Annotated in this window: 22 protein-coding genes; 19 read left to right on the top strand and 3 right to left on the bottom strand. The window is 67.2% G+C overall.

The features are described from left to right. Positions 1–39 precede the first annotated feature (39 nt). From AC1D2F_RS16660 to AC1D2F_RS16610, 11 genes are all read left to right on the top strand, one after another. On the top strand, positions 40–369 hold the full coding sequence (locus AC1D2F_RS16660; protein WP_229992541.1) for a hydrogenase maturation nickel metallochaperone HypA/HybF: 330 nt from the start codon (positions 40–42) through the stop codon (positions 367–369). A 65-nt stretch (positions 370–434) separates the two neighbouring features. Beyond that, positions 435–1307, top strand: a complete 873-nt coding sequence (gene hypB, locus AC1D2F_RS16655; RefSeq protein ID WP_476967218.1) for a hydrogenase nickel incorporation protein HypB — start codon at positions 435–437, stop codon at positions 1305–1307. A gap of 57 nt (positions 1308–1364) precedes the next feature. Further along, the gene (locus AC1D2F_RS16650; RefSeq protein WP_229992539.1) at positions 1365–2423 is read left to right on the top strand and encodes an NADH-quinone oxidoreductase subunit B family protein; all 1059 of its coding nucleotides are present in this window, start codon (positions 1365–1367) and stop codon (positions 2421–2423) included. Positions 2424–2448: 25 nt separating this feature from the next. Next, on the top strand, positions 2449–4242 hold the full coding sequence (locus AC1D2F_RS16645; RefSeq protein WP_229992538.1) for a nickel-dependent hydrogenase large subunit: 1794 nt from the start codon (positions 2449–2451) through the stop codon (positions 4240–4242). Positions 4243–4248: 6 nt separating this feature from the next. Then, positions 4249–5223 (top strand): NifU family protein, encoded by a 975-nt coding sequence (locus tag AC1D2F_RS16640; protein WP_229992537.1) that lies wholly within the window; start codon positions 4249–4251, stop codon positions 5221–5223. Between the two features lie 42 nt (positions 5224–5265). Beyond that, positions 5266–6012 carry a DUF5947 family protein gene (locus AC1D2F_RS16635; RefSeq protein ID WP_229992536.1) on the top strand — a complete coding sequence of 249 codons (747 nt, stop codon included), beginning with the start codon at positions 5266–5268 and terminating at the stop codon, positions 6010–6012. Then, positions 6005–6646 (top strand): DUF6084 family protein, encoded by a 642-nt coding sequence (locus tag AC1D2F_RS16630; RefSeq protein WP_229992535.1) that lies wholly within the window; start codon positions 6005–6007, stop codon positions 6644–6646. Before AC1D2F_RS16635 ends, AC1D2F_RS16630 begins: the two co-directional genes overlap by 8 nt. After that, the gene (locus AC1D2F_RS16625; protein ID WP_229992534.1) at positions 6643–8136 is read left to right on the top strand and encodes a hypothetical protein; all 1494 of its coding nucleotides are present in this window, start codon (positions 6643–6645) and stop codon (positions 8134–8136) included. Before AC1D2F_RS16630 ends, AC1D2F_RS16625 begins: the two co-directional genes overlap by 4 nt. Then, positions 8133–8252 (top strand): DUF6893 family small protein, encoded by a 120-nt coding sequence (locus tag AC1D2F_RS16620; protein ID WP_414645459.1) that lies wholly within the window; start codon positions 8133–8135, stop codon positions 8250–8252. The genes AC1D2F_RS16625 and AC1D2F_RS16620 overlap by 4 nt, the downstream gene beginning before the upstream one ends. Positions 8253–8259: 7 nt before the next feature. Next, complete coding sequence (locus AC1D2F_RS16615; protein WP_476967217.1) at positions 8260–8832, top strand: hydrogenase maturation protease; 573 nt, start codon at positions 8260–8262, stop codon at positions 8830–8832. A gap of 13 nt (positions 8833–8845) precedes the next feature. Continuing rightward, the gene (locus AC1D2F_RS16610) at positions 8846–9103 is read left to right on the top strand and encodes a HypC/HybG/HupF family hydrogenase formation chaperone (RefSeq protein WP_229992532.1); all 258 of its coding nucleotides are present in this window, start codon (positions 8846–8848) and stop codon (positions 9101–9103) included. A 28-nt stretch (positions 9104–9131) separates the two neighbouring features. Here the strand turns inward: AC1D2F_RS16610 and AC1D2F_RS16605 are convergent, their stop codons facing one another. Next, complete coding sequence (locus AC1D2F_RS16605; protein ID WP_229992531.1) at positions 9132–9905, bottom strand: DUF6390 family protein; 774 nt, start codon at positions 9903–9905, stop codon at positions 9132–9134. A gap of 213 nt (positions 9906–10118) precedes the next feature. Between AC1D2F_RS16605 and AC1D2F_RS16600 the strand changes: the two genes are divergently transcribed. From AC1D2F_RS16600 to AC1D2F_RS16590, 3 genes are read left to right on the top strand one after another with little or no spacing between them, the layout of a single operon-like run. Beyond that, complete coding sequence (locus AC1D2F_RS16600) at positions 10119–11297, top strand: ABC transporter substrate-binding protein (RefSeq protein WP_229992530.1); 1179 nt, start codon at positions 10119–10121, stop codon at positions 11295–11297. Continuing rightward, the gene (locus AC1D2F_RS16595; RefSeq protein WP_229992529.1) at positions 11257–12363 is read left to right on the top strand and encodes a FecCD family ABC transporter permease; all 1107 of its coding nucleotides are present in this window, start codon (positions 11257–11259) and stop codon (positions 12361–12363) included. The genes AC1D2F_RS16600 and AC1D2F_RS16595 overlap by 41 nt, the downstream gene beginning before the upstream one ends. After that, the gene (locus AC1D2F_RS16590; RefSeq protein ID WP_229992528.1) at positions 12356–13105 is read left to right on the top strand and encodes an ABC transporter ATP-binding protein; all 750 of its coding nucleotides are present in this window, start codon (positions 12356–12358) and stop codon (positions 13103–13105) included. Before AC1D2F_RS16595 ends, AC1D2F_RS16590 begins: the two co-directional genes overlap by 8 nt. 124 nt (positions 13106–13229) lie before the next feature. On the opposite strand, the gene AC1D2F_RS16585 is transcribed toward AC1D2F_RS16590, so the two are convergent. Further along, positions 13230–14588, bottom strand: coding sequence for a cation:dicarboxylate symporter family transporter (locus AC1D2F_RS16585; RefSeq protein ID WP_476967216.1), 1359 nt, complete (start codon positions 14586–14588; stop codon positions 13230–13232). Between the two features lie 139 nt (positions 14589–14727). Between AC1D2F_RS16585 and AC1D2F_RS16580 the strand changes: the two genes are divergently transcribed. Further along, complete coding sequence (locus tag AC1D2F_RS16580; RefSeq protein ID WP_229992526.1) at positions 14728–16419, top strand: sensor histidine kinase; 1692 nt, start codon at positions 14728–14730, stop codon at positions 16417–16419. Further along, positions 16416–17135, top strand: coding sequence for a response regulator (locus AC1D2F_RS16575; protein ID WP_229992525.1), 720 nt, complete (start codon positions 16416–16418; stop codon positions 17133–17135). The genes AC1D2F_RS16580 and AC1D2F_RS16575 overlap by 4 nt, the downstream gene beginning before the upstream one ends. A 79-nt stretch (positions 17136–17214) precedes the next feature. On the opposite strand, the gene AC1D2F_RS16570 is transcribed toward AC1D2F_RS16575, so the two are convergent. After that, positions 17215–19128: an AMP-binding protein gene (locus AC1D2F_RS16570; RefSeq protein WP_476967215.1), complete on the bottom strand. Its 1914-nt coding sequence runs from the start codon at positions 19126–19128 to the stop codon at positions 17215–17217. Between the two features lie 189 nt (positions 19129–19317). Here AC1D2F_RS16570 and AC1D2F_RS16565 point away from each other — a divergent pair, with 189 nt between their 5' ends. The 3 genes from AC1D2F_RS16565 to prpB are packed head-to-tail and all read left to right on the top strand — an operon-like array spanning position 19318 to position 22392. Then, positions 19318–19977, top strand: coding sequence for a GntR family transcriptional regulator (locus AC1D2F_RS16565; RefSeq protein WP_091564429.1), 660 nt, complete (start codon positions 19318–19320; stop codon positions 19975–19977). After that, on the top strand, positions 19970–21490 hold the full coding sequence (locus tag AC1D2F_RS16560) for an MmgE/PrpD family protein (protein ID WP_229992523.1): 1521 nt from the start codon (positions 19970–19972) through the stop codon (positions 21488–21490). The genes AC1D2F_RS16565 and AC1D2F_RS16560 overlap by 8 nt, the downstream gene beginning before the upstream one ends. After that, on the top strand, positions 21490–22392 hold the full coding sequence (gene prpB / locus AC1D2F_RS16555) for a methylisocitrate lyase (RefSeq protein ID WP_229992522.1): 903 nt from the start codon (positions 21490–21492) through the stop codon (positions 22390–22392). Before AC1D2F_RS16560 ends, prpB begins: the two co-directional genes overlap by 1 nt. Positions 22393–22445: the final 53 nt, after the last annotated feature.

Here is a 22445-nt window from a genome sequence, read left to right as displayed (position 1 = left end):
CCGCGGGCCTACATTGAAACGACGAGGTGGCAGCAGCTCATGCACGAACTTGCGATTACCCAAAGTCTTGTGGAGGCGGTCCTGAACCGGACCGGCGACCGCCCCGTCACGGGCGTCAACCTGCGAATCGGCCCCTTGAGCGGTGTCCTGCCGGACGCAGTGCGCTTTTGCTTCGAAGTGGTTTCAGCTGACACGCCGCTGGCCGGGGCAGCCCTCACTATCGATGAATCCGAGGGCCGGGCCAGGTGCCGCAGCTGCCGCGACGAATTCGTCCTCGAGGACATATTTCTGCTCTGTCCGTGCGGCAGCGCCGATGTCGAAATCGTCAGCGGCCGGGAACTCCTGGTCACGTCGGTGGAGGTTGCATAGGTATGTGTGCGACGTGCGGATGCGGCGACGACGCCGGAACAAGGGTTTCCGACCTCGACGGAACGGTGCACGACGGAACGGTGCACGACGGAACAGTGCACGACGGAACAGTGCAGAATACGGTGCACGCTGCTGCAGCCCCGCACGAGCATCCGCATCCCCATCCGCATCCCCACGATCACGGGCACGAACATCCGCACGATCACGGGCCTGACGGGCACAGCCACGCGCCTGATGGACGGACGCTCATTTCCCTGGAGGAGAATCTTCTCGCCAAGAACGACCTCCTGGCCGCACGGAACCGGGGATGGCTGGAAGGACGCGGCATCCGGGCCTTCAATGTCATGAGTTCCCCCGGGGCCGGCAAGACCACGCTCCTGGTGCGGACCATCCGGGAACTGGCCGGAGAACTGGACATCGGTGTCATTGAAGGCGACCAGGAGACTTCGCTGGACGCCGACCGGATCCGGTCCACGGGGCGGCCGGTGATCCAAATTAACACCGGAGCAGGCTGCCACCTGGATGCCGGGATGCTGCAGCGGGCCCTGGACGCACTGGACCCTGGACCCGGCTCCACAGTCTTCATCGAAAACGTGGGCAACCTGGTGTGCCCGGCATTGTTCGACCTCGGCGAATCGGCCAGGGTCGTCGTGATCTCAGTTACGGAGGGCGATGATAAACCGCAGAAATACCCCCACATGTTCCTGGCTGCCGACCTGGTGATCATCAACAAAGCAGACCTGCTCCCCTACGTGGAGTTCGACGTCGAGCGCTGCGTTGGCCAGGCGCGCCGGCTGAATCCCGGCGTCGACGTCCTGACCCTGTCAGCTACCACCGGCGAAGGCATGGATGGCTGGCTGGAGTGGATCCGGAAGAATCCCCACGCGGCGACGGCCGCCGTCGGGAGCGCACCGCGCTCCGGTGGACTACGCGTTTGACCTGCTGACGCAACATTCGAGCCGCAGCCGCAGGGCGGGGCTCCGAAGGAGGCAACGATGCCTACAGCTACTGCATTGAAAGCGGAAGAAACTTTGATCCACGTCCTGTGGATCAACGCCGGACTCAGCTGCGACGGTGACTCCGTGGCCCTGACGGCGGCAACCCAGCCCAGCGTCGAGGAGATAGCCCTCGGGGCGCTTCCCGGACTCCCCAAAATCGCCATGCACTGGCCGCTGATCGACTTCGAATGCGGCCCGCAGCAGGGAGCCGACGACTTCCTCGAGTGGTTCCGCAAGGCGGACCGCGGCGAGCTGGAGCCGTTCGTGCTGGTGGTGGAGGGGTCCATCCCGAATGAGAAGCTGCACGCCGCGGGCGGCTACTGGGCTGCCTTCGGCAACAACCTTGAGACCGGACAGCCGATCACCACCAGCGAGTGGTTGGACCGGCTGGCCCCCAAGGCGACGGCGATCATCGCGGCGGGAACCTGCGCGACCTACGGCGGCATCCATGCCATGGCCGGGAACCCCACCGGGGCCATGGGGGTGCCCGACTATCTCGGATATGACTGGCGGTCCAAGGCCGGAATCCCGATCGTGTGCGTCCCGGGCTGCCCCATCCAGCCGGACAACCTGTCAGAGACCATGACATATCTGCTGTATCAGGCCACCGGGCAGGCACCCATGATTCCCCTTGACGAGGCACTCCGGCCAACGTGGCTGTTCGGCCAGACGGTGCACGAGGGATGCGACCGCGCCGGGTACTACGAACAGGGCGACTTCGCCACCGAATACGGGTCCCCGAAGTGCATCGTCAAACTCGGCTGCTGGGGACCTGTGGTCAAGTGCAACGTGCCCAAGCGTGGCTGGATGAACGGAATCGGCGGCTGCCCGAACGTGGGCGGCATCTGCATCGGCTGCACGATGCCGGGATTCCCGGACAAATTCATGCCGTTCATGGACGAACCTCCTGGCGGCAAACTGTCCACCGCGTCGGTCATGCCCTACGGCAAGACCATCAGGACACTGCGGAACATCACGAAGCACACGCTGGACCAGGAACCACGCTGGCGCAAACCCGGCAATGAACTGCTGACCGGCGCCAAGCGGACCTGGTAGGGACGCTAAGCAGAGAGGCAATGCAATGACTTCGACGATTCCGATGCCTTCGGCGGACGGTTCCGCGGGCGAAAACCTGGTGGAGATGGCCTGGGACCCGATCACGAGGATCGTCGGCAGCCTCGGCATCTATACCAAGGTCGACTTCAAGAACAACGAAGTGGTGGAATGCCACAGCACGTCATCGATTTTCCGCGGCTATTCCATCTTCATGCGCGGCAAGGACCCCCGGGACGCCCACTTCATCACGAGCCGGATCTGCGGAATCTGCGGCGACAACCACGCCACGTGCTCCTGCTACGCGCAGAACATGGCCTACGGGGTGAAGCCTCCGCACCTCGGCGAATGGATCGTCAACCTGGGCGAGGCTGCCGAGTACATGTTCGACCACAACATCTTCCAGGAGAATCTGGTCGGCGTTGACTACTGCGAGAAGATGGTCTCCGAAACCAACCCGGCGGTGCTCGCCAAAGCCGAGAACACGCCGGCCCCTCACGCGGCCGAGCACGGCTACCGCACCATCGCGGACATCATGCGCTCGTTGAACCCGTTCACCGGGGAGTTCTACCGCGAGGCGCTGCAGGTGAGCCGGATGACCCGGGAAATGTTCTGTCTGATGGAGGGCCGGCATGTCCATCCCTCCACGCTTTACCCGGGCGGCGTGGGCACCGTGGCGACGATCCAACTGATGACGGACTACATCACCCGGCTCATGCGCTACGTGGAGTTCATGAAGAAGGTCGTGCCGATGCACGACGACCTGTTCGATTTCTTCTATGAGGCACTTCCCGGTTACGAGCATGTGGGGCTGCGGCGCACCCTGCTGGGCTGCTGGGGTTCCTTCCAGGATCCGGAGTTCTGCAATTTCGCCTACAAGGACATGACGGAGTGGGGCCGGAAGATGTTCGTCACCCCCGGGGTGGTGGTGGACGGCAAACTCGTGACCACGGACCTGGTGCGGATCAATCTGGGGATCCGCATCATGCTGGGCTCGTCGTACTACGAGGACTGGGGCGACCAGGAAATGTTCGTCACCCGTGATCCGCTGGGCAACCCGGTGGACCGCCGGCACCCCTGGAACCAGCACACCAACCCGCGGCCGCAGAAGCGCGACCTGGAGGACAAGTACAGCTGGGTAATGTCGCCACGGTGGTCTGACGGCGAAAACAATCTGGCGCTGGATACCGGCGGCGGGCCGCTTGCCCGGCTGTGGTCCACCGCCCTTGCCGGACTCGTCGAGACCGGCTACCTCAAGTCAACGGGCAGCAGCGTCCAGATCGAGCTGCCCAAGACGGCGCTGAAGGGCCCGGTGACCCTGGAATGGAAGATCCCGCAGTGGAGCAACACGCTGGAACGCAACCGGGCGCGGACCTATTTCCAGGCCTACGCGGCCGCCGCTGCACTGCACTTCGCCGAAAAGGCACTCGAGGAGATCCGGGCGGGCCGCACCAAGACCTGGGAGTCCTTTGAGGTCCCGGACGAAGCCATCAGTTGCGGCTTCACCGAAGCCGTCCGCGGCGTGCTCTCCCACCACATGGTGATCCGCGACGGCAAGATCGCCAACTATCATCCCTACCCGCCGACGCCATGGAACGCGAGCCCGCGCGACTCCGAGGGAACGCCGGGTCCGTACGAGGACGCGGTGCAGGGCCAGCCCATCTTCGAGGAGAACGACCGCGATCATTTCAAGGGCATCGACATCATGCGCACCGTCCGGAGCTTCGACCCCTGCCTGCCGTGCGGCGTCCACATGTACCTGGGGGACGGGCAGACGCTGGACCTGCTGCACTCCCCCACGCAGTCGCTCACCGGTGAGTAGCCCGCCATGGACCGGGAGAATCTGTTGGGCTCGGCCGGTGAACGGATCAGTTCGCTCCTCGATGCGCTGGGTTCCGGCGGTCCTGTGGCCCGGGACCGGGCAGAGGAACTGGTCCGGCAGGTAACGGAGCTGTACGGTGCCGGGCTGGAACGAATCCTGCATGTGCTGGATGCGCAGGGTGTGCTCGATTCTGGAACGGTGTCCGCTCTCACGTCGGACCCGTTGGTGTCCGGCCTGCTGCTGATCCACGGACTGCACCCCGTGGACCTGCCCGGGAGGGTCGCCGCCGCCCTCGACTCAGTCCGGCCTTACCTCGGCTCGCACGGCGGGGATGTGGAGCTTCTCGGCATCAGCGAAGAGGGCGTCGTCCGGCTGAGGCTGCTGGGCAGCTGCCAGGGCTGTCCGTCGTCGTCGGTCACTCTCAAACTCGCCGTCGAGGACGCGATAGAAACCGCGGCGCCGGAGGTGACCGCCATCGAAGTGGAGGAGGCGGCCCCCGCCGCCGTACCTGCCCTGATCCCGGTCGGTGCCCTGCGCTCCAGGCTGGACGGGCTGGGCGGCCACGACGGCGGCCCGTCCGACGCCGGCGCACCGGACTGGACGGCGCACGACGCCGCCACGCCGGCCTCCGGCACGTGGCAGGCGGTCCCGGCCCTCGCTGAACTCGAGTCCGGGAGCGTCGCGGGCTTCCTGGTGGCGGGCGTCGAGGTGCTCACCTGCCGGATCGGCCCGGACGTTTACGCGTTTGTGGACCGCTGCCCCCGTTGCACCCATTCCATGCCGGGCGCCTCGCTGCAGCGTGCACTGGCGGCCCCGGTGGGCGGCGGGCTGTTGCGCTGCCCGCACTGCCGCAGCCACTTCGACGTCCGGAAGGCCGGGGCCTGCCTCGAGGACAAGGCACTGCATCTTGATCCTCTACCACTGCTGCTCCGCGACGGTGTTCCCTCCGTGGCCGTTCCCACCACCGCGGACCCGCTGTGAGGTGCCGCAAATGAACGCCGCGGCACGGGAACGGAGCCGGGAATGACGGCGCCGCCGGGAACCGGGAGGCCGGCGACGGGCGGCACAGGAGCCGGGAGGGAGCCCACGGGCGGTACAGGAGCCGGGGGAACGTCGGCGCTCTCCGTGCTCCGCCGGATAGCTTCCACCCGCCCGGCCCAGCCTGCCGGCGAGCGCTGCGAGATGTGCGCGGAGCCCATTCCGGAGGCCCACCAGCATGTGGTGGATCTGGAGAGCCGCTCCCTGCTGTGCACGTGCCGGCCCTGCTATCTGCTGTTCACGGACTCGTCGGCCCATCTGCGCTACCGTTCCGTCCCTGACCGCTACGTCTCATTCGAGCCCTTCGAGCTCGGGCAGGCCCAGTGGGACGAGCTGGAAATCCCGGTGGGACTGGCATTTTTCTTCTTCAACTCGGCGCTGGGCCGGACCGCTGCTTTCTACCCGAGCCCGGCGGGCGCCACGGAGTCGGAACTTCCCCTGAACGCCTGGGCATCGGTCCAAGCCGCCAACCCGGCAATCGCCATGCTCGCCCCCGACACGGAAGCCCTGCTGATCCGCTCCCCCGGCCCCGAGCGGGACCGGGCGGACTGCCATCTGGTCCCCATCGATACGTGCTACGAGCTGGTGGGCCGCCTGCGGCGGGTGTGGAAGGGCTTCGACGGCGGCCAGGAGTCCCGCCAGGAGCTCGCCGGCTTCTTCGACCGGATCAGCAGCCGCAGCAGGCCCGCCCCCGCTCCGGCCCAGGCAGAGCAGGAGGGACGCCATGGTTGACCTCGAATTCAGCGTGCTGGACATCACCCCCGAGCCCTACGCGGCCGCACCCCAGCTGACCGCGCGCCTGCGGATCCAGGAGCGAAGCGGCGCCGCCATCCACGCCATGGCCCTGCGCTGCCAGGTGCGGATCCTGGCCCAACGCCGCGGTTACGACGCCGACGAGGAAGCCGGGCTGCTGGAACTCTTCGGCAACCGCGGGCGGTGGCCCACCACCCTCAAGCCCTTCATGTGGATGCACAGCAGCGTCCTGGTGCAGGGATTTGCGGACAGCGTCGAGGTTGACCTGCCGCTCCCCTGCACCTTCGATTTCGAGGTCGCCGCGGCAAAGTACCTGAACTCCCTGCGGGACGGGACCGTTCCGCTGGAGTTCCTCTTCTCCGGGACAGTTTTCACGCGCGGCGCGGCGGGCTTCGGCGTCGAGCAGATTCCCTGGGACCGGGAAGCGCGGTACGCCCTGCCCGTGGCCGTCTGGCGCTCGCTGATAGACGCATTCTTCCCCAACCAGGGATGGATCCGCCTGGACCGCGACGTCCTGGCGGCCCTGGCCAGGTACAAGGCGGTCCACGGCCTGACTTCCTGGGAGGCGGCAATCGAGGGCCTGTTGGCCGGGGCGGGTGACCCGGTACCGTGAACGCCGGCCTCAGCCTGGCACGCGCCGTCGCCGACGCTGTCCTCTATGAGGGGTACCTCCTGTACCCGTACCGCGCCTCGTCCGCCAAGAACCAGGCCCGCTGGCAGTTCGGGGTGCTTGGGCCGCCGGGCGCGGCAGCCGCCGGCGCCGGTGAAGAGCCGGACATGGCAGCGGACTGCCTCCTCGAGCCGGGACCCGCAGCCCGGGTCGAAGTCCATCTTCGCTTCCTGCACCTGCAGACAAGGTCCGCCGAGCGCGCGGATGACGGCGGCTTCACACCCGTCGATGAACTCTTGGTCGGCCCGTCCCGGTGGCTCAGCTGGGACGAGGCCACGGATCAGGAGATCACGCTCGGGCCGTACAGCCTCGGCCAACTTGCCGCGGGCGTGCGCGCGCCGGTCAACGTCCCGGCGACCGAGGACATCGAGCCCTTACGGGACACCCGCGGCGCCACCGCCGGCAGGCTCGTACGCCGGCGTCGGACGCTCCGCGGGGAGCTGCGCCTGATGGCGACGCAAGTGGCGACACCGGTGCCGGCGGCAGGTCCGCTGTGGCGGCTCAGGGTCACGGTCGAAAACACGGCGGCAGCAACCACCGACAAGCGGTCCGCCATCGAGCTCTCGTTCATCGGAGCCCACGTCCTGCTCGCAGTCCACGACGCCGACTTCCTCTCGGTGATCGATCCGCCGCAGTGGGCGTCGGCGGCGGCGGCTTCGTGCCGCCAGCACCGCTGCTGGCCCGTGCTCGCCGGCCCCGAGGGGCAGCGCGATGTCCTGCTCCTGTCCCCGATCATCCTCTATGACCACCCCGCGGTGGCGCCGGAGAGCACCGTGGAACTGTTCGACGCGACGGAGATCGATGAAATCCTGACCCTCCGGGTGCTCACGCTGACCGATGAGGAAAAGGCGGAAGCCCGGTCAACCGATGCCCGGGCGGCAGCGATCATCGATCGCTGCGAAAACATGACAGCAGAGGAGCTCCAGCAGTTGCACGGCATCCTGCGGAACCCGCACGCCGGTTCGCCCCGCGGACCCGGGACGTCCGGGTACGACGAGTTCCCCGGCTTCGCCGTTCCGGAATATTCAGATTCGGAATTGTCCGTCCCTGAATTTTCCGTCCCGGGCAACGGCGCCGCCGCGAACACCGGCGCCGATACGCCGTGGTGGGATCCGGCCCGGGACGCAGCCGTGGATCCGGAATCGGACACTGTCTTCATCGACGGCGTCCAGGTCTCACGCGGCAGCCGGGTGCGGGTTGTTCCACTGCGCCGCGCCGATGCGCAGGACCTCTTCTTCGCCGGTAAATCGGGACGTGTCACAGGAGTCCACTTCGACGTCGACGGCGGAACGCACGTCGCGGTGGTCCTCGAAGCCGACCCGGCGGCCGAACTGCAGGAATGGTACGGCCGGTATCTGTATTTCGCCCCCGAGGAACTCGTGCCGCTCGCCGCGGCGCAGCCCCCGGACAACGGAAAGGAACCATCATCATGAAAGGTCTGGGCATCATGACCGTCGTGCTCCTGCTGGCCGCGGGCCTGGCAGTGGCCGTCGTCGGACTGCGTTCGATTCCGGACATCAAGCGCTACATGCGAATGCGCAGCATGTGAGCCCGCTGTGAGCAGGGTTCTCGTGGCGGGCGTGGGGAACGTGTTCCTCCGCGACGACGGATTCGGACCGGCCGTCGCCCGCCGCCTGGCGCAGGAGGCGTCAAGCCTGCCCGGCTGGGTGCCAGAGCACGTTCAGGTGAGGGACTACGGGGTCCGCGGGCTGCACCTCGCCTACGATCTCCTGGACGGGGTGGATGCGCTGGTGCTCGTGGATGTGCTTCCGGCCCCGGCGGACGGAAGCACAAGCGCCGGGACCCTCCGGATCCTCAAGATCCGGGCGGAGGATCTGGAACCCGGCGGACCGCTCACGCCGGCCGGCCTGCCGGTCAACCCGGAGTTCGATCCGCATGGCATGGACCCGCTGGCTGTCCTGCGCCGCCTCCGCATCCTGGGCGGATCGCTGCCGGAGACCTACCTGGTGGGTTGCATCGCGGGGCGAACAGACGACGGCATGGAGCTGACCGAGGACGTGTCCCGCGCCGTCCCGGCAGCCGTGGAGGCAGTGCGCACACTGGTCACGGCCCACATAACGTGCGCGGACGCAGCGACCGCGAGCGCCGGTTCGGATGAAGCAGGCTGAGGAGGAAGCGCGGATGTGCTTGGGAATACCGGGCCGGATCATCGAAGTGATCGACGGCTACAACGGGCAACTGGCCCTCGTGGATGTGGCAGGCGTGCAGCGAAAGATCAACATTGGGCTCCTCGACGACGGCCCGTTGGAGAGCGGTACGTGGGTCCTGATCCACATGGGCTTCGCCCTGGAGCGCGTGGACCAGGCTGGCGCCGACCGTGCCATGACGGGACTGGAGCTCATGGGACGGGGCCCGGACCCCACCGACAACGTCCCGTAGCCTGCGCTCCCCCCTTACTGTTCTGTATTCACTGTTCGAGTGCAATCGCGGCGCCGCGATGCTCCACGCCGGAGTTGGCGATCTTGAGGTGGCGCGCAAAGTAGTGCTGGAGCCGGTGGAGCTGCGCCGGCCCCAGCCGGTCGCACACCCAGTCCCAGTGAAGGGACACCATGTCGCCTGCCGTGAGGTCAGCGATGAAGCCGGACCCGGCCACGGCGTACTTGGCCGTCTCGATCACCGGTTCGCCGAGCGAGAGCGCCATCCCGTCCCAGACCAGGGGCCGGGAGCGCACCAGGGCGCTGTCCCCTTCGACGGCCACCACTTCGCCCCACCGGATGCGGCATTGGTCAAGGACGTTCAGGGCCGTGGATGAGCGCCGATCATCGCGCAACAGTCCAAGCCACGGATAGATTTCCAGCACATGGAAGCTGTGGTGCGGTACGCCGCCGGCCAGGACCCCTTCCATGAGATGCGGAAACTGATGGCCGGTCCGTGCTCGGAACCTGTCCTCCATGGAATTGCCGATGCTGCGCACACCCACGGAGTCCAGCAGCGTGTTTCCCACCCAGTAGGCCTCCACTACCGGGTAGTCAAGCGGGTCCGGGTTGCCCGTGGCACCGGCGATGAGCTCCAGATACGGCCAGGCGCCGGCGAACCCCTTGGCCAGTTCCCGCAGGCCCGCGTCCGTCACCCCCGACTGGCCATAGTGCAGCAGCGCATCGCTGTCCGGCGGCCCGCAGCTGCCCCGCGAATTCGGCGGATATGCGTACCGGACAAAGAGTTGAGCGCCATTGACTTGCATCCCGTGGCCTCGTTTCACAGGGGATATGTGCGAGGCTAGCACCGCCGCCCATCGGCAAACAATGTCCGCGTTGCCGGCATTGACACCCCTGCGCATTCGGCAGATGCTGTGAGGGAATGCCGTGCCTGGAACACTGTCGTGGCTGGAAACACTGCCATGGCTGGCGCGGAGCGAATGGCCGCTCGTGTGCGGTCCTTCCCGGGAGGTAGGCCGATGAACATCCCCGAAGCCAACCGACGATCAGTACTGGCAGCGGCCCTCTACGGCGGAGGGGCGCTGTTCCTCGCTTCCTGCGCCCCGGGAAGCACGCCGCCGCAGCCAACACCACTGTCAATGCCACCGGCAGGTACCTCGCCACCGGGTTCCGCCGCCGGTTCGGCCGGGATCCAGGTCACGGACCAGCGCGGGACCGTGCTGAGTTTCGACCGCCCGGTCACCCGGGTGGTGACCATTCCCATGCCGGCCGCCTCCCTGCTCGCCGCCGTCGACCAGGGCGCAAGCCATCTCGCCGGGATGCATAACGCCTCCTGGGTTGCCATGCGTGACGGCGCCATGGGCACCATGTACCCGGAGGCCCTGAATATTCCGCACGACATCGCCACTACCGATTTCACGCCCAATGTCGAAAGCATCCGGGCACTGAACCCGGACGTCGTGGTCCAGTGGAGCGATGCGCAACTTACGGCACCGCTGGAACAAGCCGGGATGAAGGTCCTGGGCATCACGAACACCGGTACGCAGCAGGATGTGGACACCTGGACCGCGCTGTTCGCGACGATGCTGGGGCACCCGGAGCGGGCCGCGCAGATGAAGGCGCGCAGCGACGAGCAACAGAGGTCCATCCAGGCCGAGGCCGCCTCCCGCGGCACCGGCGGCCCGGGCATCATCTACTTCAACAGGTTCAGCGGCGGGCTCAAGGTTGCCGGAAACGACAGCTACAACGACTTCTACATCAAGCTCATCGGCGGCCACAATCCAGCAACCGGCCCGCAGGGCCTCCAGGGCAAGGGCATGGTGGGGGTCGACGTCGAACAGGTCCTGGCATGGGATCCGGAGATCATCCTGCTGGGGAACTTCGACGACGCGATGCCCGCGGACGTCTACGGCAATCCGGTGTGGCAAAGCGTGTCCGCCGTGCGTTCCCGGCGCGTGTACAAGGTGCCGCTGGGCGGGTACCGTTGGGATCCCCCGGGCCAGGAGTCACCCCTGATGTGGCGCTGGCTCAGCGATATCAGTTTCCCCTCCGGCAGCCGGTCCGCGCTGAGGGACCAGACCAGCGACTACTTCGATTTCCTGTACCGCTACCGGCCATCAGCGCCGGAGACGGACAAGATCCTGTGGACTGAAGCCAATGGCATCTCGGCCAACTACCGGCAGTTCGATGCTTCGTGAGGCCCAGCCTCTGACCACGGGACACCTTGGCGGCCGCCGCGGACCGAGGCTGCGCCAGGTCATCGGTCCATGCCTGCTCTCAGCGGCCGTCCTGGCCGCCGTGTCGGCGCTTGCCCTCGCCAGCGGCCGCTACAACGTGTCCCTCGCCCATGTCGCGGAAATCCTGGCCTCCCGGATAGTTCCCTTGGGCTCAAGCCTTCCCGCTGCCGAGGAAAACGTGGTGCTGCTGGTCAGGCTGCCCAGGGTCCTGCTGGCCCTGCTGGTGGGTGGTGGCCTCGCACTTGGCGGTGCGGCGCTGCAGGCCGTGTTCCGTAATCCCCTGGTCAGTCCGGAGGTCATCGGCGTTTCATCCGGTGCCTCCTTCGGTGGTGCCCTGGCCCTGCTGCTGGGCCTGGGTCCGGTGGCCCTCGTGGGCGGATCGTTCGGCTTCGGGCTGCTGGCACTGGCCATCGTCTTCCTCATCACGTCCGGCCGGGGCGGCACCCACATCCTCATGGTCGTCCTCGGAGGAATCGTCACGGCCTCGTTCTTCTCCGCCCTGGTGGCCCTGGTGACGTATCTGGCGGACCCGTTCACCACCCTTCCCGCAATCGTCTTCTGGCTGCTTGGCAGTGTCGCCACCGCAACCTGGGCGAAGGTACTGGTGGCCTTCATTCCGATTGCTGCCGGCGGCGTCGTCCTGCTGGCACTGCGGTGGCGGATCAATGTGCTCTCGCTCGGCGACGACGACGCCGCGGCCCTGGGCCTCCGGCCGCGTCCGCTGCGCTGGGCTGTCCTCTCCGCCGTGGCCCTCATGGTGGCAGGGGCCGTGGCCGTCAGCGGCGTCATCAGTTGGGTGGGGCTGGTCATCCCGCACCTGGCGCGGATGTGGGTGGGCCCGGACCACCGCGTCCTGCTGCCGGTCTCATTCCTGCTGGGCGGGGCGTACCTCATCGCCATAGACACCATTGCGCGCACCGCAACGGCCGGTGAAATCCCGTTAGGAGTCCTCACCGCCCTAATCGGGGCGCCGGTCTTCTTCGTGCTGTTGCGCCGGAACAGGGAGAGGATCTGGGACGGTGCTTGAACTACGCGGTGCCGGGTTTGGCTATTCACCGCAGAACTGGGTGTTCAAGGATCTGAGCTTCTCGGTGCCGCCGGGCACCGTGACGGCGGTCCTGGGGCCAAACGGCAGCGGCAAAACGACGCTGGTGCGCTGCGCGGCGGGCATGCTGGCCGTCCAGGAGGGGGCGGTGCGCCGGTCCGAGACGGCCGGCTATGTTCCCCAGGCGCGTGGCAGCACGTTCGGCTACCCGGCCCTGGACATGGTGGTCATGGGCCGTGCCCGTCACATCGGCGTCTTCCGCTCCCCCGGCACCCGGGACAGGGCTGCCGCCCTCCAGGCCATGGACCGGGTGGGGATCGCCGCCCTGGCCGACCGGCTGTTCCCGACCCTGAGCGGCGGCGAGCAGCAGCTGGTCCTCATTGCACGGGCCGTCGCGGGAGGTTCGCGGCTCCTTGTCCTGGATGAGCCGTCCACCGGGCTGGACCTGAAAAACCAGGTCCGGGTCCTCCAGCTCCTGAGGGAACTCGTGCGGAGCGGGATGTCGCTGCTGGTGAGCACCCATCACCCGGACCACGCCCTGTTCCTCGCAGACTCGGTGGTCCTCATGGGCGCCGAGGGGGTGGTGACTGGTCCTGCCGGGCCGCTACTCGCCGACGCGCAGCTCTCGGCGCTGTACGGCGTCCGTGTCAGCACACTGAACTACGACGACGCCGGGACGCCCCGCCGGACAGTGGTGACCCCATTCGGCGCAGACGAGCGCTGATCCGAACGCCAAAGCGCCCGGCAGCTTAGCTGCCGGGCGCTTTGGCGTCATCTGGCGGTTTGATGTCCGGTCCGGCCGCGGCCGGGGTTCAGGCCGCGGTTCAGGCCGGTGTCCGGCCTGGGGTTCAGGCGTGTGCCAGGACCGGCTGCGTCGGTTGTTCGACGGTTTCCTGCCCACCGATGTGGTCGGCGAGCATGGTCACTTCGTCGAACGGCTCGGCACCGGCGAGGACACGGTCCACGCGTCCGGCGTCGATCTCCTTGACCCAGGTGCCGATCAGCACCGTGGCGACGGCGTTGCCGGTGAAGTTGGTCAAGGCGCGGGCCTCGGACATGAACCGGTCGATGCCTACGATCATGCCCACGCCGCCCAGCAACTGAGGTGCATGCGCCTGGAGTCCAGCGGCCAGCGTGGCCAGGCCGGCGCCGGTGACGCCGGCGGCACCCTTGGAAGCGATGATCATGAAGACCAGCAGGGAAACCTGGGCACCAAGATCCAGCGGCGTGCCCATGGCGTTGGCGACGAAGAGCGCGGCCATGGTCAGGTAGATGGCGGTGCCGTCCAGGTTGAAGGAGTAGCCGGTGGGGACGGTGACGCCCACGACCGGCTTGGACACACCGAGGTGTTCCATCTTCGCGATCAGGCGGGGCAGCGCCGCTTCGGAGGAGGACGTCGAGAAGATCAGCAGGTATTCGCGGCCGAGGTACCTCATGAGCTTGAAGATGCTGACGCCTGCGACCACCCTGAGCAGGCCACCGAGGATCACGACGATGAACAGGGCACAGGTGACATAGAAGGCGCCCATCAGGGTCGCCATGCTGATGATGGCCTGGAAGCCGGTGGCACCGACAACTGCGGCGATCGCACCGAAGGCTCCGACCGGGGCCAGCCACATGATCATGATCAGGATGCGGAACACGAGGGCCTGTCCATAACCGACCGCCTTGAGGATCGGTGCTCCCTGAGGGCCCATCTTTTGCAGCGCGAAGCCGACCAGGATCGCGGCGAGGAGAGTCGGCAACACAGGAATGTCGCCCGGGATGATGCCGAGCAGGAAGTCAACGGTGCTGTCGACCGCCGCCTTCTTGTTCGGATCATAGGGGGCGAGCTTGAGGCCCTCGCCCGGGTGGATCAGGTTGCCCACCACGAGGCCGATCGCCAAGGCGAAGGTGGACATGACGACGAAGTAGGCAAGCGCCAGGCCGCCGACCTTGCCTACTGTGGCGGCCTTGGCGATCGAGCCGATGCCCAGCACGATCGTGCAGAAGATCACCGGAGCGATCATCATCTTGATGAGTTTGATGAAGCCGTCGCCCAGCGGTTTGAGGGATTTGCCGACCTCGGGGAACAGCAGACCGATAACGGCACCTGCAATCACGGCGACGATGACTGCAATGTAGAGGTAGTGGGACTTGTCCAGTCCCTTGCGCTTCTTGGCCGGGGCTGCGGCCGGTACTGCTGACTCTCCTCGTTGAGAGGCCATGGTGTTCTCCTTGGATAGGCTGGACTTTCGTGAGCTTCCCGCTAGGGTCCGCTCGCGTCCGTTCTTGCGTGTACCCCCATCATTGATGACAAGGTGACGCGCATCACCCTTGCGTTCATATTGGTCATGGAAGGTGTTGATGATCCAGCGCTGGAGCATCGCCCGCAGGCTGTTTGTGGCCCAACTGCTGTTCGTGGTGGCCCTGACGGCCATCGTCGGCACGGCCACGTTCGTCGACGCGCGCGACCACGCCTACGACGAGGCCGGCCGCCGGATGGCCGGCATAGCCACGACGGTGGCCGACGCCCCCTTCGTCCTCGAGGCGGCGGGCGCCACCGACCCCACGGCCCTGCTCCAGCCGTATGCCCTCAAAATCATGAAGGATGCCGACGCCGATTTCGTCACGATCATGGCCCCGGACCGCACGCGGTGGACCCATCCGCGCGATGAGGAACTGGGCAAGCCGTATATCGGTTCGATCGATGCGGCCCTCAATGGCCAGGTGTTCACGGAGGTCACGGCCGGCACCCTCGGCCCCTCGGTGCGCACCATCGCCCCTGTCAAGGATGCGGACGGCAAGGTCCGGGCACTCGTGGCCGCTGGCGTGACCGTCCGGACCGTGGACGTGGCAGTCTCCGGCAGGCTGCCGGCGCTGCTGGCCATCGCTCTGGCGCTGCTGGTAGGCGGTTCCGTGGCGTCCTGGCTGCTCGGGCGCTACCTGCGCCGGGTGACCCGCGGCTGGGGCCCGGAGCAACTGGGCCAGCTCTTCGCGTACTACGAATCGGTGCTTCACTCGGTGCGTGAGGGCGTGATCCTCATCGACCCCAAGGGCAAAGTGGTGATGTACAACGATCAGGCCGCCGAACTGCTGGGGCTGAAGAAGCAGGCCTCCGACGCCGCTGCCGGCACGCATGCCCCCGGCGCGCCAGACGGCAGGCGCCCGGAGGCGCCCTCCCTCGCGGAGTTGCCGCTGGCACCCAGCCTTAAGGAACTCTTCGAATCCGGGCGTACCGCGCACGACGAGATCCACCTGACCGGCTCACGGATCCTGGTGGTCAACCAAGGCCCGGCGGTCGGACCCGCATCGGCCGGAGCCCGCCAGCGGGGAGCGGCTTCCGGCGCCCATGTTTACGGCACTGTGGCCACCATCCGGGACCGCACCGAAATCGAATCCCTGGGCAGCGAACTCGAAACCATGCACACGCTCTCCGACGCCCTGCGGGCACAGACGCATGAACATGCCAACCGGCTCCACACGATCGTCTCGCTCATGGAACTGGGGCGTACCCCCGAGGCGCTGGACTTCGCCACGAAGGATCTGGAACTCAGCCAGAGTCTGACGGATGACATTGTCAGCTCCATCGAGGAACCGGTGCTCGGCGCCCTGATCATGGGCAAGGCCGCCGAAGCGCACGAGCGCGGCGTCGAACTGATCCTGAACGCAGGCGGCTCCACGTCGGTGACCGGACTGGCCGTGCAGGATCTCGTAGCCATCCTTGGAAACCTGCTGGACAACGCCATCGACGCCGCGGCCGAGGCGCCGGCGCCCAGGCTCGTGGAGCTGACCGTCGAGTCCACCGGGTCCGCGCTGGAGATCACCGTGGAAGACAGCGGCCCGGGAATCGACCCCTCGGCCGTGGACGACATCTTCCGTCACGGCTTCAGCACCAAGACACCGGGACCTTTCGGACGTGGCCTCGGGCTGGCCCTGGTCCGCCAGGCAGTGCAGCGGCTGGGCGGTACCATGACAATCACCAGCCCGGCCGGGGCGCTCTTCCGCGTCACGCTGCCGGTCACAACGCTGCCGGTCACAACAGAGGGACAGCCATGAGCGAGATCAGGGTGCTCGTCGTCGAAGACGAGCCCATCGCCGCCGCGGCGCACGCCGCCTACATTGAACGGCTGGACGGTTTCACCCTGGCCGGCTCCGCGCCGGACGGGCAGTCCGCGCTGCGCCTGCTCACGGATTTCGCGGCGGCGGGCAATCCGGTGGAGCTGGTACTGCTGGACATGAACCTCCCGGACCTGCACGGGCTGGACATCGCACGCCGGATGCGGGCGGCCGGGCTCTTCGCGGACATCATCGCCATCACCGCCGTGCGGGAACTGAATATCGTCCGCAGTGCTGTGGCCACCGGCGTGGTCCAATACCTGATCAAGCCGTTCACCTACGCAACGTTTGCGGACAAACTCGCCAGTTACCGGCAATTCCGCGAGCAGCTGGCCTCCCCTGTGACCGGAGTCGCGGGGGCCCGGGCGTCCCAAAGCGATGTGGACCAGGCCTTCGCCAGCCTGCGTGCCCCGTCCGAAGTGTCGCTGCCCAAGGGCCTGGCCGTATCCACGCTGGAATCCGTCCAGGACTACATCAAAGAGCAGGACGGGGCGGTCTCGGCCAGCGAAGTCATGGAGGCGCTCGGCATGTCCCGGGTCACCGCCCGGCGCTACCTCGAGTACCTCGCCGATGCCGGAACGGTCTCCCGCGCCGCACGCTACGGCGCCCCCGGCCGGCCGGAGAACGAATACCGCTGGTTACGGCCGCGGCCCTAAGCTTCACCGCTCCCCCGCGGTTCCTGTCATCGACATGGCACTTGGCGGCAATGATTCCCGGAAACACTGCCGCCAAGTGTCATCTCGACGGCGGGCCGGGGCGCAGGGCTACGAGCAGCCGGTCGATCACGCCGGCATCCTCGATCGTGGACGGCACCACGTAGGTCTCGCCGTCGGCGATCTGGCGCATGGTCTTGCGCAGGATCTTTCCGGAACGGGTCTTGGGCAGGGCGTCGACCACGGTGACGTGCTTGAAGTCCGCCACGGCCCCGATGTCGCGCCGGACCAGGGCAATCAGGTCCTTGGCCAGAAGGTCCTCGGGAATGTCCACACCGGATTTGAGGACCACGTAGCCGCTGGGACGCTGGCCCTTGAGCGGGTCGGCGAGGCCGATCACCGCGCATTCGGCGACCGCCGGGTGCTGGCCGATCACCTGTTCCATGGCGCCGGTGGAGAGCCGGTGTCCGGCGACGTTGATGATGTCATCGGTTCGGCCCATGACAAAGACATAGCCGTCCTCGTCCCGGTAGCCGGAGTCGCCGGTGGCGTAGTAGCCTTCGAACGCCTGCAGGTAGGAGGAAATGTAGCGTTCGTCGTTGCGCCACAGCGTGGTCAGGGTGCCCGGGGGCAGCGGAAGGCCCAGGACGATGTTCCCTTCCGTGCCGGCCTCGACGTCCCCGCCCCCGCCGTCGACGATGTTGAGCCGGAAGCCGGGCATCGGGACGCTCGGTGAACCGGCCTTAATCGGCAGACCGTCGAGGCCGCGGGGGTTGGCGCAGATGGCCCAGCCCGTCTCCGTCTGCCACCAGTGGTCGACCACCGGAACGCCGAGGACCCTGGAGGCCCAGTGGAAGGTGTCTGTGTCCAGCCGCTCGCCGGCCGCGAACAGGGTCCGCAGGCTGGAAATGTCGTACTTGTCCAGGAGCTGGCCCTCAGGGTCGGCTTTTCGGATGGCGCGCAGCGCGGTGGGCGCGGTGAACAGCACGTTGACCTTATGGTCCTCGATGACCCGCCAGAACGCGCCGGCGTCCGGTGTCCCCACCGGCTTACCTTCGTACAGCACCGTGGTGGCGCCGGCCAGCAGCGGCCCGTACACAATGTAGGAGTGGCCCACCACCCAGCCGACGTCCGAGGCGGTCCACATGACGTCCCCGGGGCCGACGTCGTAGATGTTTTCCATGGTCCACTTCAGGGCCACGGCATGGCCGCCGTTGTCCCGCACCACGCCCTTCGGCGCCCCGGTGGTGCCCGAGGTGTAGAGGATGTACAGCGGATCCGTGGCCGTGACATCCACCGGCGCGGCAGGCTCGGCGGTGGCCATCTCGGCGTCCCAATCGAGCCACCCGGGCTGTTCGGCCGCCATGGAGGCCATGGTGGACGCGAAGCCTTCCCTGGCTTTGACCAGCACCGGGATGTCCGGGGCGCCGGCGATGCCGAGGGCCTCGGCGACGGCGGGAAGGTATTCGATCCGGCGCGATGGCTCGATGCCGCCGGACGCCGTCACCACCGCCGCAGGGGCAGCGTCGCGGATGCGGGCGGCAAGTTCCTTGGGGGCGAAGCCGCCGAAGACCACCGAGTGCACGGCGCCGAGCCGTGCGGTGGCCAGCATCGCGATCACGGCCTCGGGGATCATCGGCATGTAGATCACCACGCGGTCGCCCTTGCCGACGCCGCTGCGGCGCAGGACACCGGCGAACCGGGCCACGAGGTCCGTCAGTTCCGCATACGTGTAGCTCTGCTGGATGCCCAACATCGCGGAATCGTAGACCAGGGCGTCCTGCGCACCCCGGCCCTGGGCAACGTGCCGGTCGAGGGCGTTGTAGGTAGTGTTCAGGACACCGTCCGGAAACCAGTCGTAGAGCGGTGCCCGGCCCGGATCGAGGGCCTGCCGCGGTGGCGTCTGCCAGGAGATCCCGTCCGCGGCCTCCAGCCAGAACTCCGCGGGGTGATCCAGGCTCCGCTCGTAGGCGGCCTGGTAGCTCTTGGTGACCATGACTTACATCCTGTCCACGACGTTGTGATGTAGCCCATGGTAAACCGGGGCGGACCGGCGTTACAAGGGCTTCTGTATACACAGCTCATCAATTTCCACCCCACGGACCGCAATTGCTGGGCAAAGCGACCCCGCGTGTATACACTGTTGATGTTCCACCGTTACGGAGCCACCACCGAAGGAGGCAGGATGCGCGCCAGCGACAAGGCCTACGCGGCCCTGCGCGACGACATCATCGAATGGCGCCTCCTGCCCGGAACCGTGCTCGCGGAAGTGGAGCAGTCGGAGCGCCTCGGCATCTCCCGCACCCCGCTGCGGGAGGCCCTGAGCCGGCTCACGGCCGAGGGCCTGACGACGACGGCGGGCGGCCGCGGCGTCGTCGTGACCGACATTTCCCTGGACGACATCGACGAACTGTTCGAACTGCGCGAAACCCTCGAAGGCAGGGCAGCAGCCCTGGCCGCCGAGCGCGGAGACCCCGCAACCTTCGAACAGCTCCGGCGCGAACTGCTCCAGGCACCGGAACTGATCGGCGGTCAGGATCCGGCTCTGCACGACTACTACGGGCTGGTCGGGCGGCTCGACGCGGCCATTGACGCCGCAATCTCCAACGCCTACCTCGTCCAGGCCATGCGCAGCCTGCGCGTCCACCTCGTGCGCGTCCGGCGCCTGGCCGCCGACGACGCCGCACGGCTCACCGCCGCCGCCGCAGAGCACGCCGCCATCGCCGAGGCGATCGCCGCAGGCAACCCGCGGCTGGCCGAGGCCGCCACTACGCTTCACCTGCACCGCAGCCTCTCACACGTCAAAGCCACTCATACACCTCAGCAAAAGGAGCACCATGGTTAAGGAACACCACGTCCGCGTTTACAAGAGCGAGGAAAACCTGGGCCGCGAGGACCAGCTCGCCTACAAGATCGCCAAGGTCGCCGCGGATCCCGTGGATGTCACCGATGAGGTCACCGACATGGTGATCAACCGGATCATCGACAACGCCTCGGTGGCGATCGCGTCGCTGAACCGTGCCCCGATCGTCGCTGCCCGGGCCCAGGCCCTCACTCACGGCCCCAGCACCGGCGGCAAGGGCTCGAAGGTCTTCGGCATCGAGGAACGCGTCTCCCCCGAATGGGCTGCCTGGGCCAACGGCGTCGCGGTCCGCGAACTCGACTACCACGACACTTTCCTGGCCGCGGACTACTCGCACCCGGGCGACAACATCCCCCCGATCCTGGCCGTCGCGCAGCACGTCGGTTCCAGCGGCCAGGACCTGATCCGCGGCATCGCCACCGGCTACGAGATCCAGGTCAACCTGGTCAAGGCCATCTGCCTGCACAAGCACAAGATCGACCACGTGGCGCACCTCGGCCCCTCCGCCGCGGCCGGCATCGGCACCCTGCTGGGACTCGACGTCGAGACCATCTTCCAGTCCGTCGGCCAGGGCCTGCACACAACCACCGCCACGCGGCAGTCCCGCAAGGGCGAAATCTCCACCTGGAAAGCCCACGCCCCCGCGTTCGCCGGCAAGATGGCCGTCGAATCCGCTGACCGCGCGATGCGCGGCCAGACCTCCCCGGTGCCGATCTACGAAGGCGAAGACGGCGTGATCGCCTGGATGCTGGACGGCCCGGACGCTTCCTACACCGTGCCGCTGCCCGAAGCTGGCGAGGCCAAGCGGGCCATTATGGACACCTACACCAAGGAACACTCCGCCGAATACCAGGCCCAGGCGTGGATCGACCTCGCCCGCAAGCTCAACGGCGAACACCCCGAAGTCACGGACCCTGCCAACGTCGAATCCGTGCTGATCAAGACCAGCCACCACACCCACTACGTGATCGGCTCCGGCGCCAACGACCCGCAGAAGTACGATCCCACGGCCAGCCGCGAGACGCTGGACCACTCGATCCCGTACATCTTCACCGTCGCCCTGCAGGACGGCACCTGGCACCACGTGGACTCCTACGCCCCGGAACGCGCCGCCCGCCCCGACACCGTGGAACTCTGGCACAAGGTCACTACGGTCGAGGACCCGGAATGGACCCGGCGCTACCACTCCCTGGACATCGCCGAGAAGGCCTTCGGCGGCACCGTGGAGATCACGCTCAAGGACGGTACCGTCATCACCGATGACATCGCGGTCGCCGATGCCCACCCGCTGGGCGCCCGCCCGTTCGCACGGGAGCAGTACGTCAACAAGTTCCGCACCCTCGCCGCCGGCCTTGTGGCCGACGAGGAGATCGAGCGCTTCCTCGCCGCTGCTGCCCGGCTCCCCGAGCTCGCCGCCGGCGAGCTGGACCAGCTGAACATCCGGGCGGCCGACGGCGTGATCGACCTCGCCGCCGCCCCGAAGGGACTCTTCTAATGTTGTATTCGAAGGTCACGCCGGAGCAGAAGCGGATCCGGTTCCGCGAACTCCTCGCCTCCGGCACCATCGCCCAGTTCCCCGGCGCGTTCAACCCGCTCTCGGCGCGGCTGATCGAGGAGAAGGGCTTCGCCGGGGTGTACATTTCCGGTGCCGTCCTCGCCAACGACCTCGGCCTGCCGGACATCGGGCTGACCACCCTCACCGAGGTCGCCACCCGCGCCGGGCAGATCGCCCGGATGACGGACCTGCCGGCAATCGTCGACGCTGACACCGGTTTTGGCGAGCCCATGAACGTGGCCCGCTCGGTCCAGGAGCTCGAGAACGCCGGCCTGGCCGGCTGCCACATCGAGGACCAGTTCAACCCCAAGCGCTGCGGCCACCTCGACGGCAAGAACGTTGTGGACCTGGACACCGCCACCAAGCGGATCCGGGCTGCGGCCGACGCCCGGCGTGACCCGAACTTCCTGATCATGGCCCGGACCGACATCCGCGCCACAGACGGCCTGCAGGCCACGCAGGAGCGCGCCCGGGCCCTGGTCGAGGCCGGTGCGGACGCGATTTTCCCCGAGGCGATGAAGGACCTGAGCGAGTTCCAGGCCATCCGCGACGCCGTCGACGTCCCGATCCTTGCCAACATGACCGAATTCGGGCAGAGTGCCCTGTTCACCGTGGAGGAGCTGGCCGGCGTCGGGGTCAATATGGTGATTTATCCGGTCACGCTGCTCCGTAGTGCCATGGGCGCTGCGGAGCGTACTCTGGAATCGATTAAGGCCGACGGAACCCAGGAGGCACAGGTTGGAAGCATGCTGACCCGTGCGCGTTTGTACGATCTCGTTGATTACGAGGCTTATAACCGTTTCGATACCGGAGTTTTCAATTTCCAGATCCCCGGTAAGTAAGCCCCGCATAGAACCTCCGGCATATGCCGGTATACAAGCGTTAGGAACAAAGG

The organism is Arthrobacter sp. P1_B3 (assembly GCF_056406615.1).
Note: the sequence above shows the minus strand (reverse complement) of the source record. Positions and strands in the feature narration are given on the sequence as shown.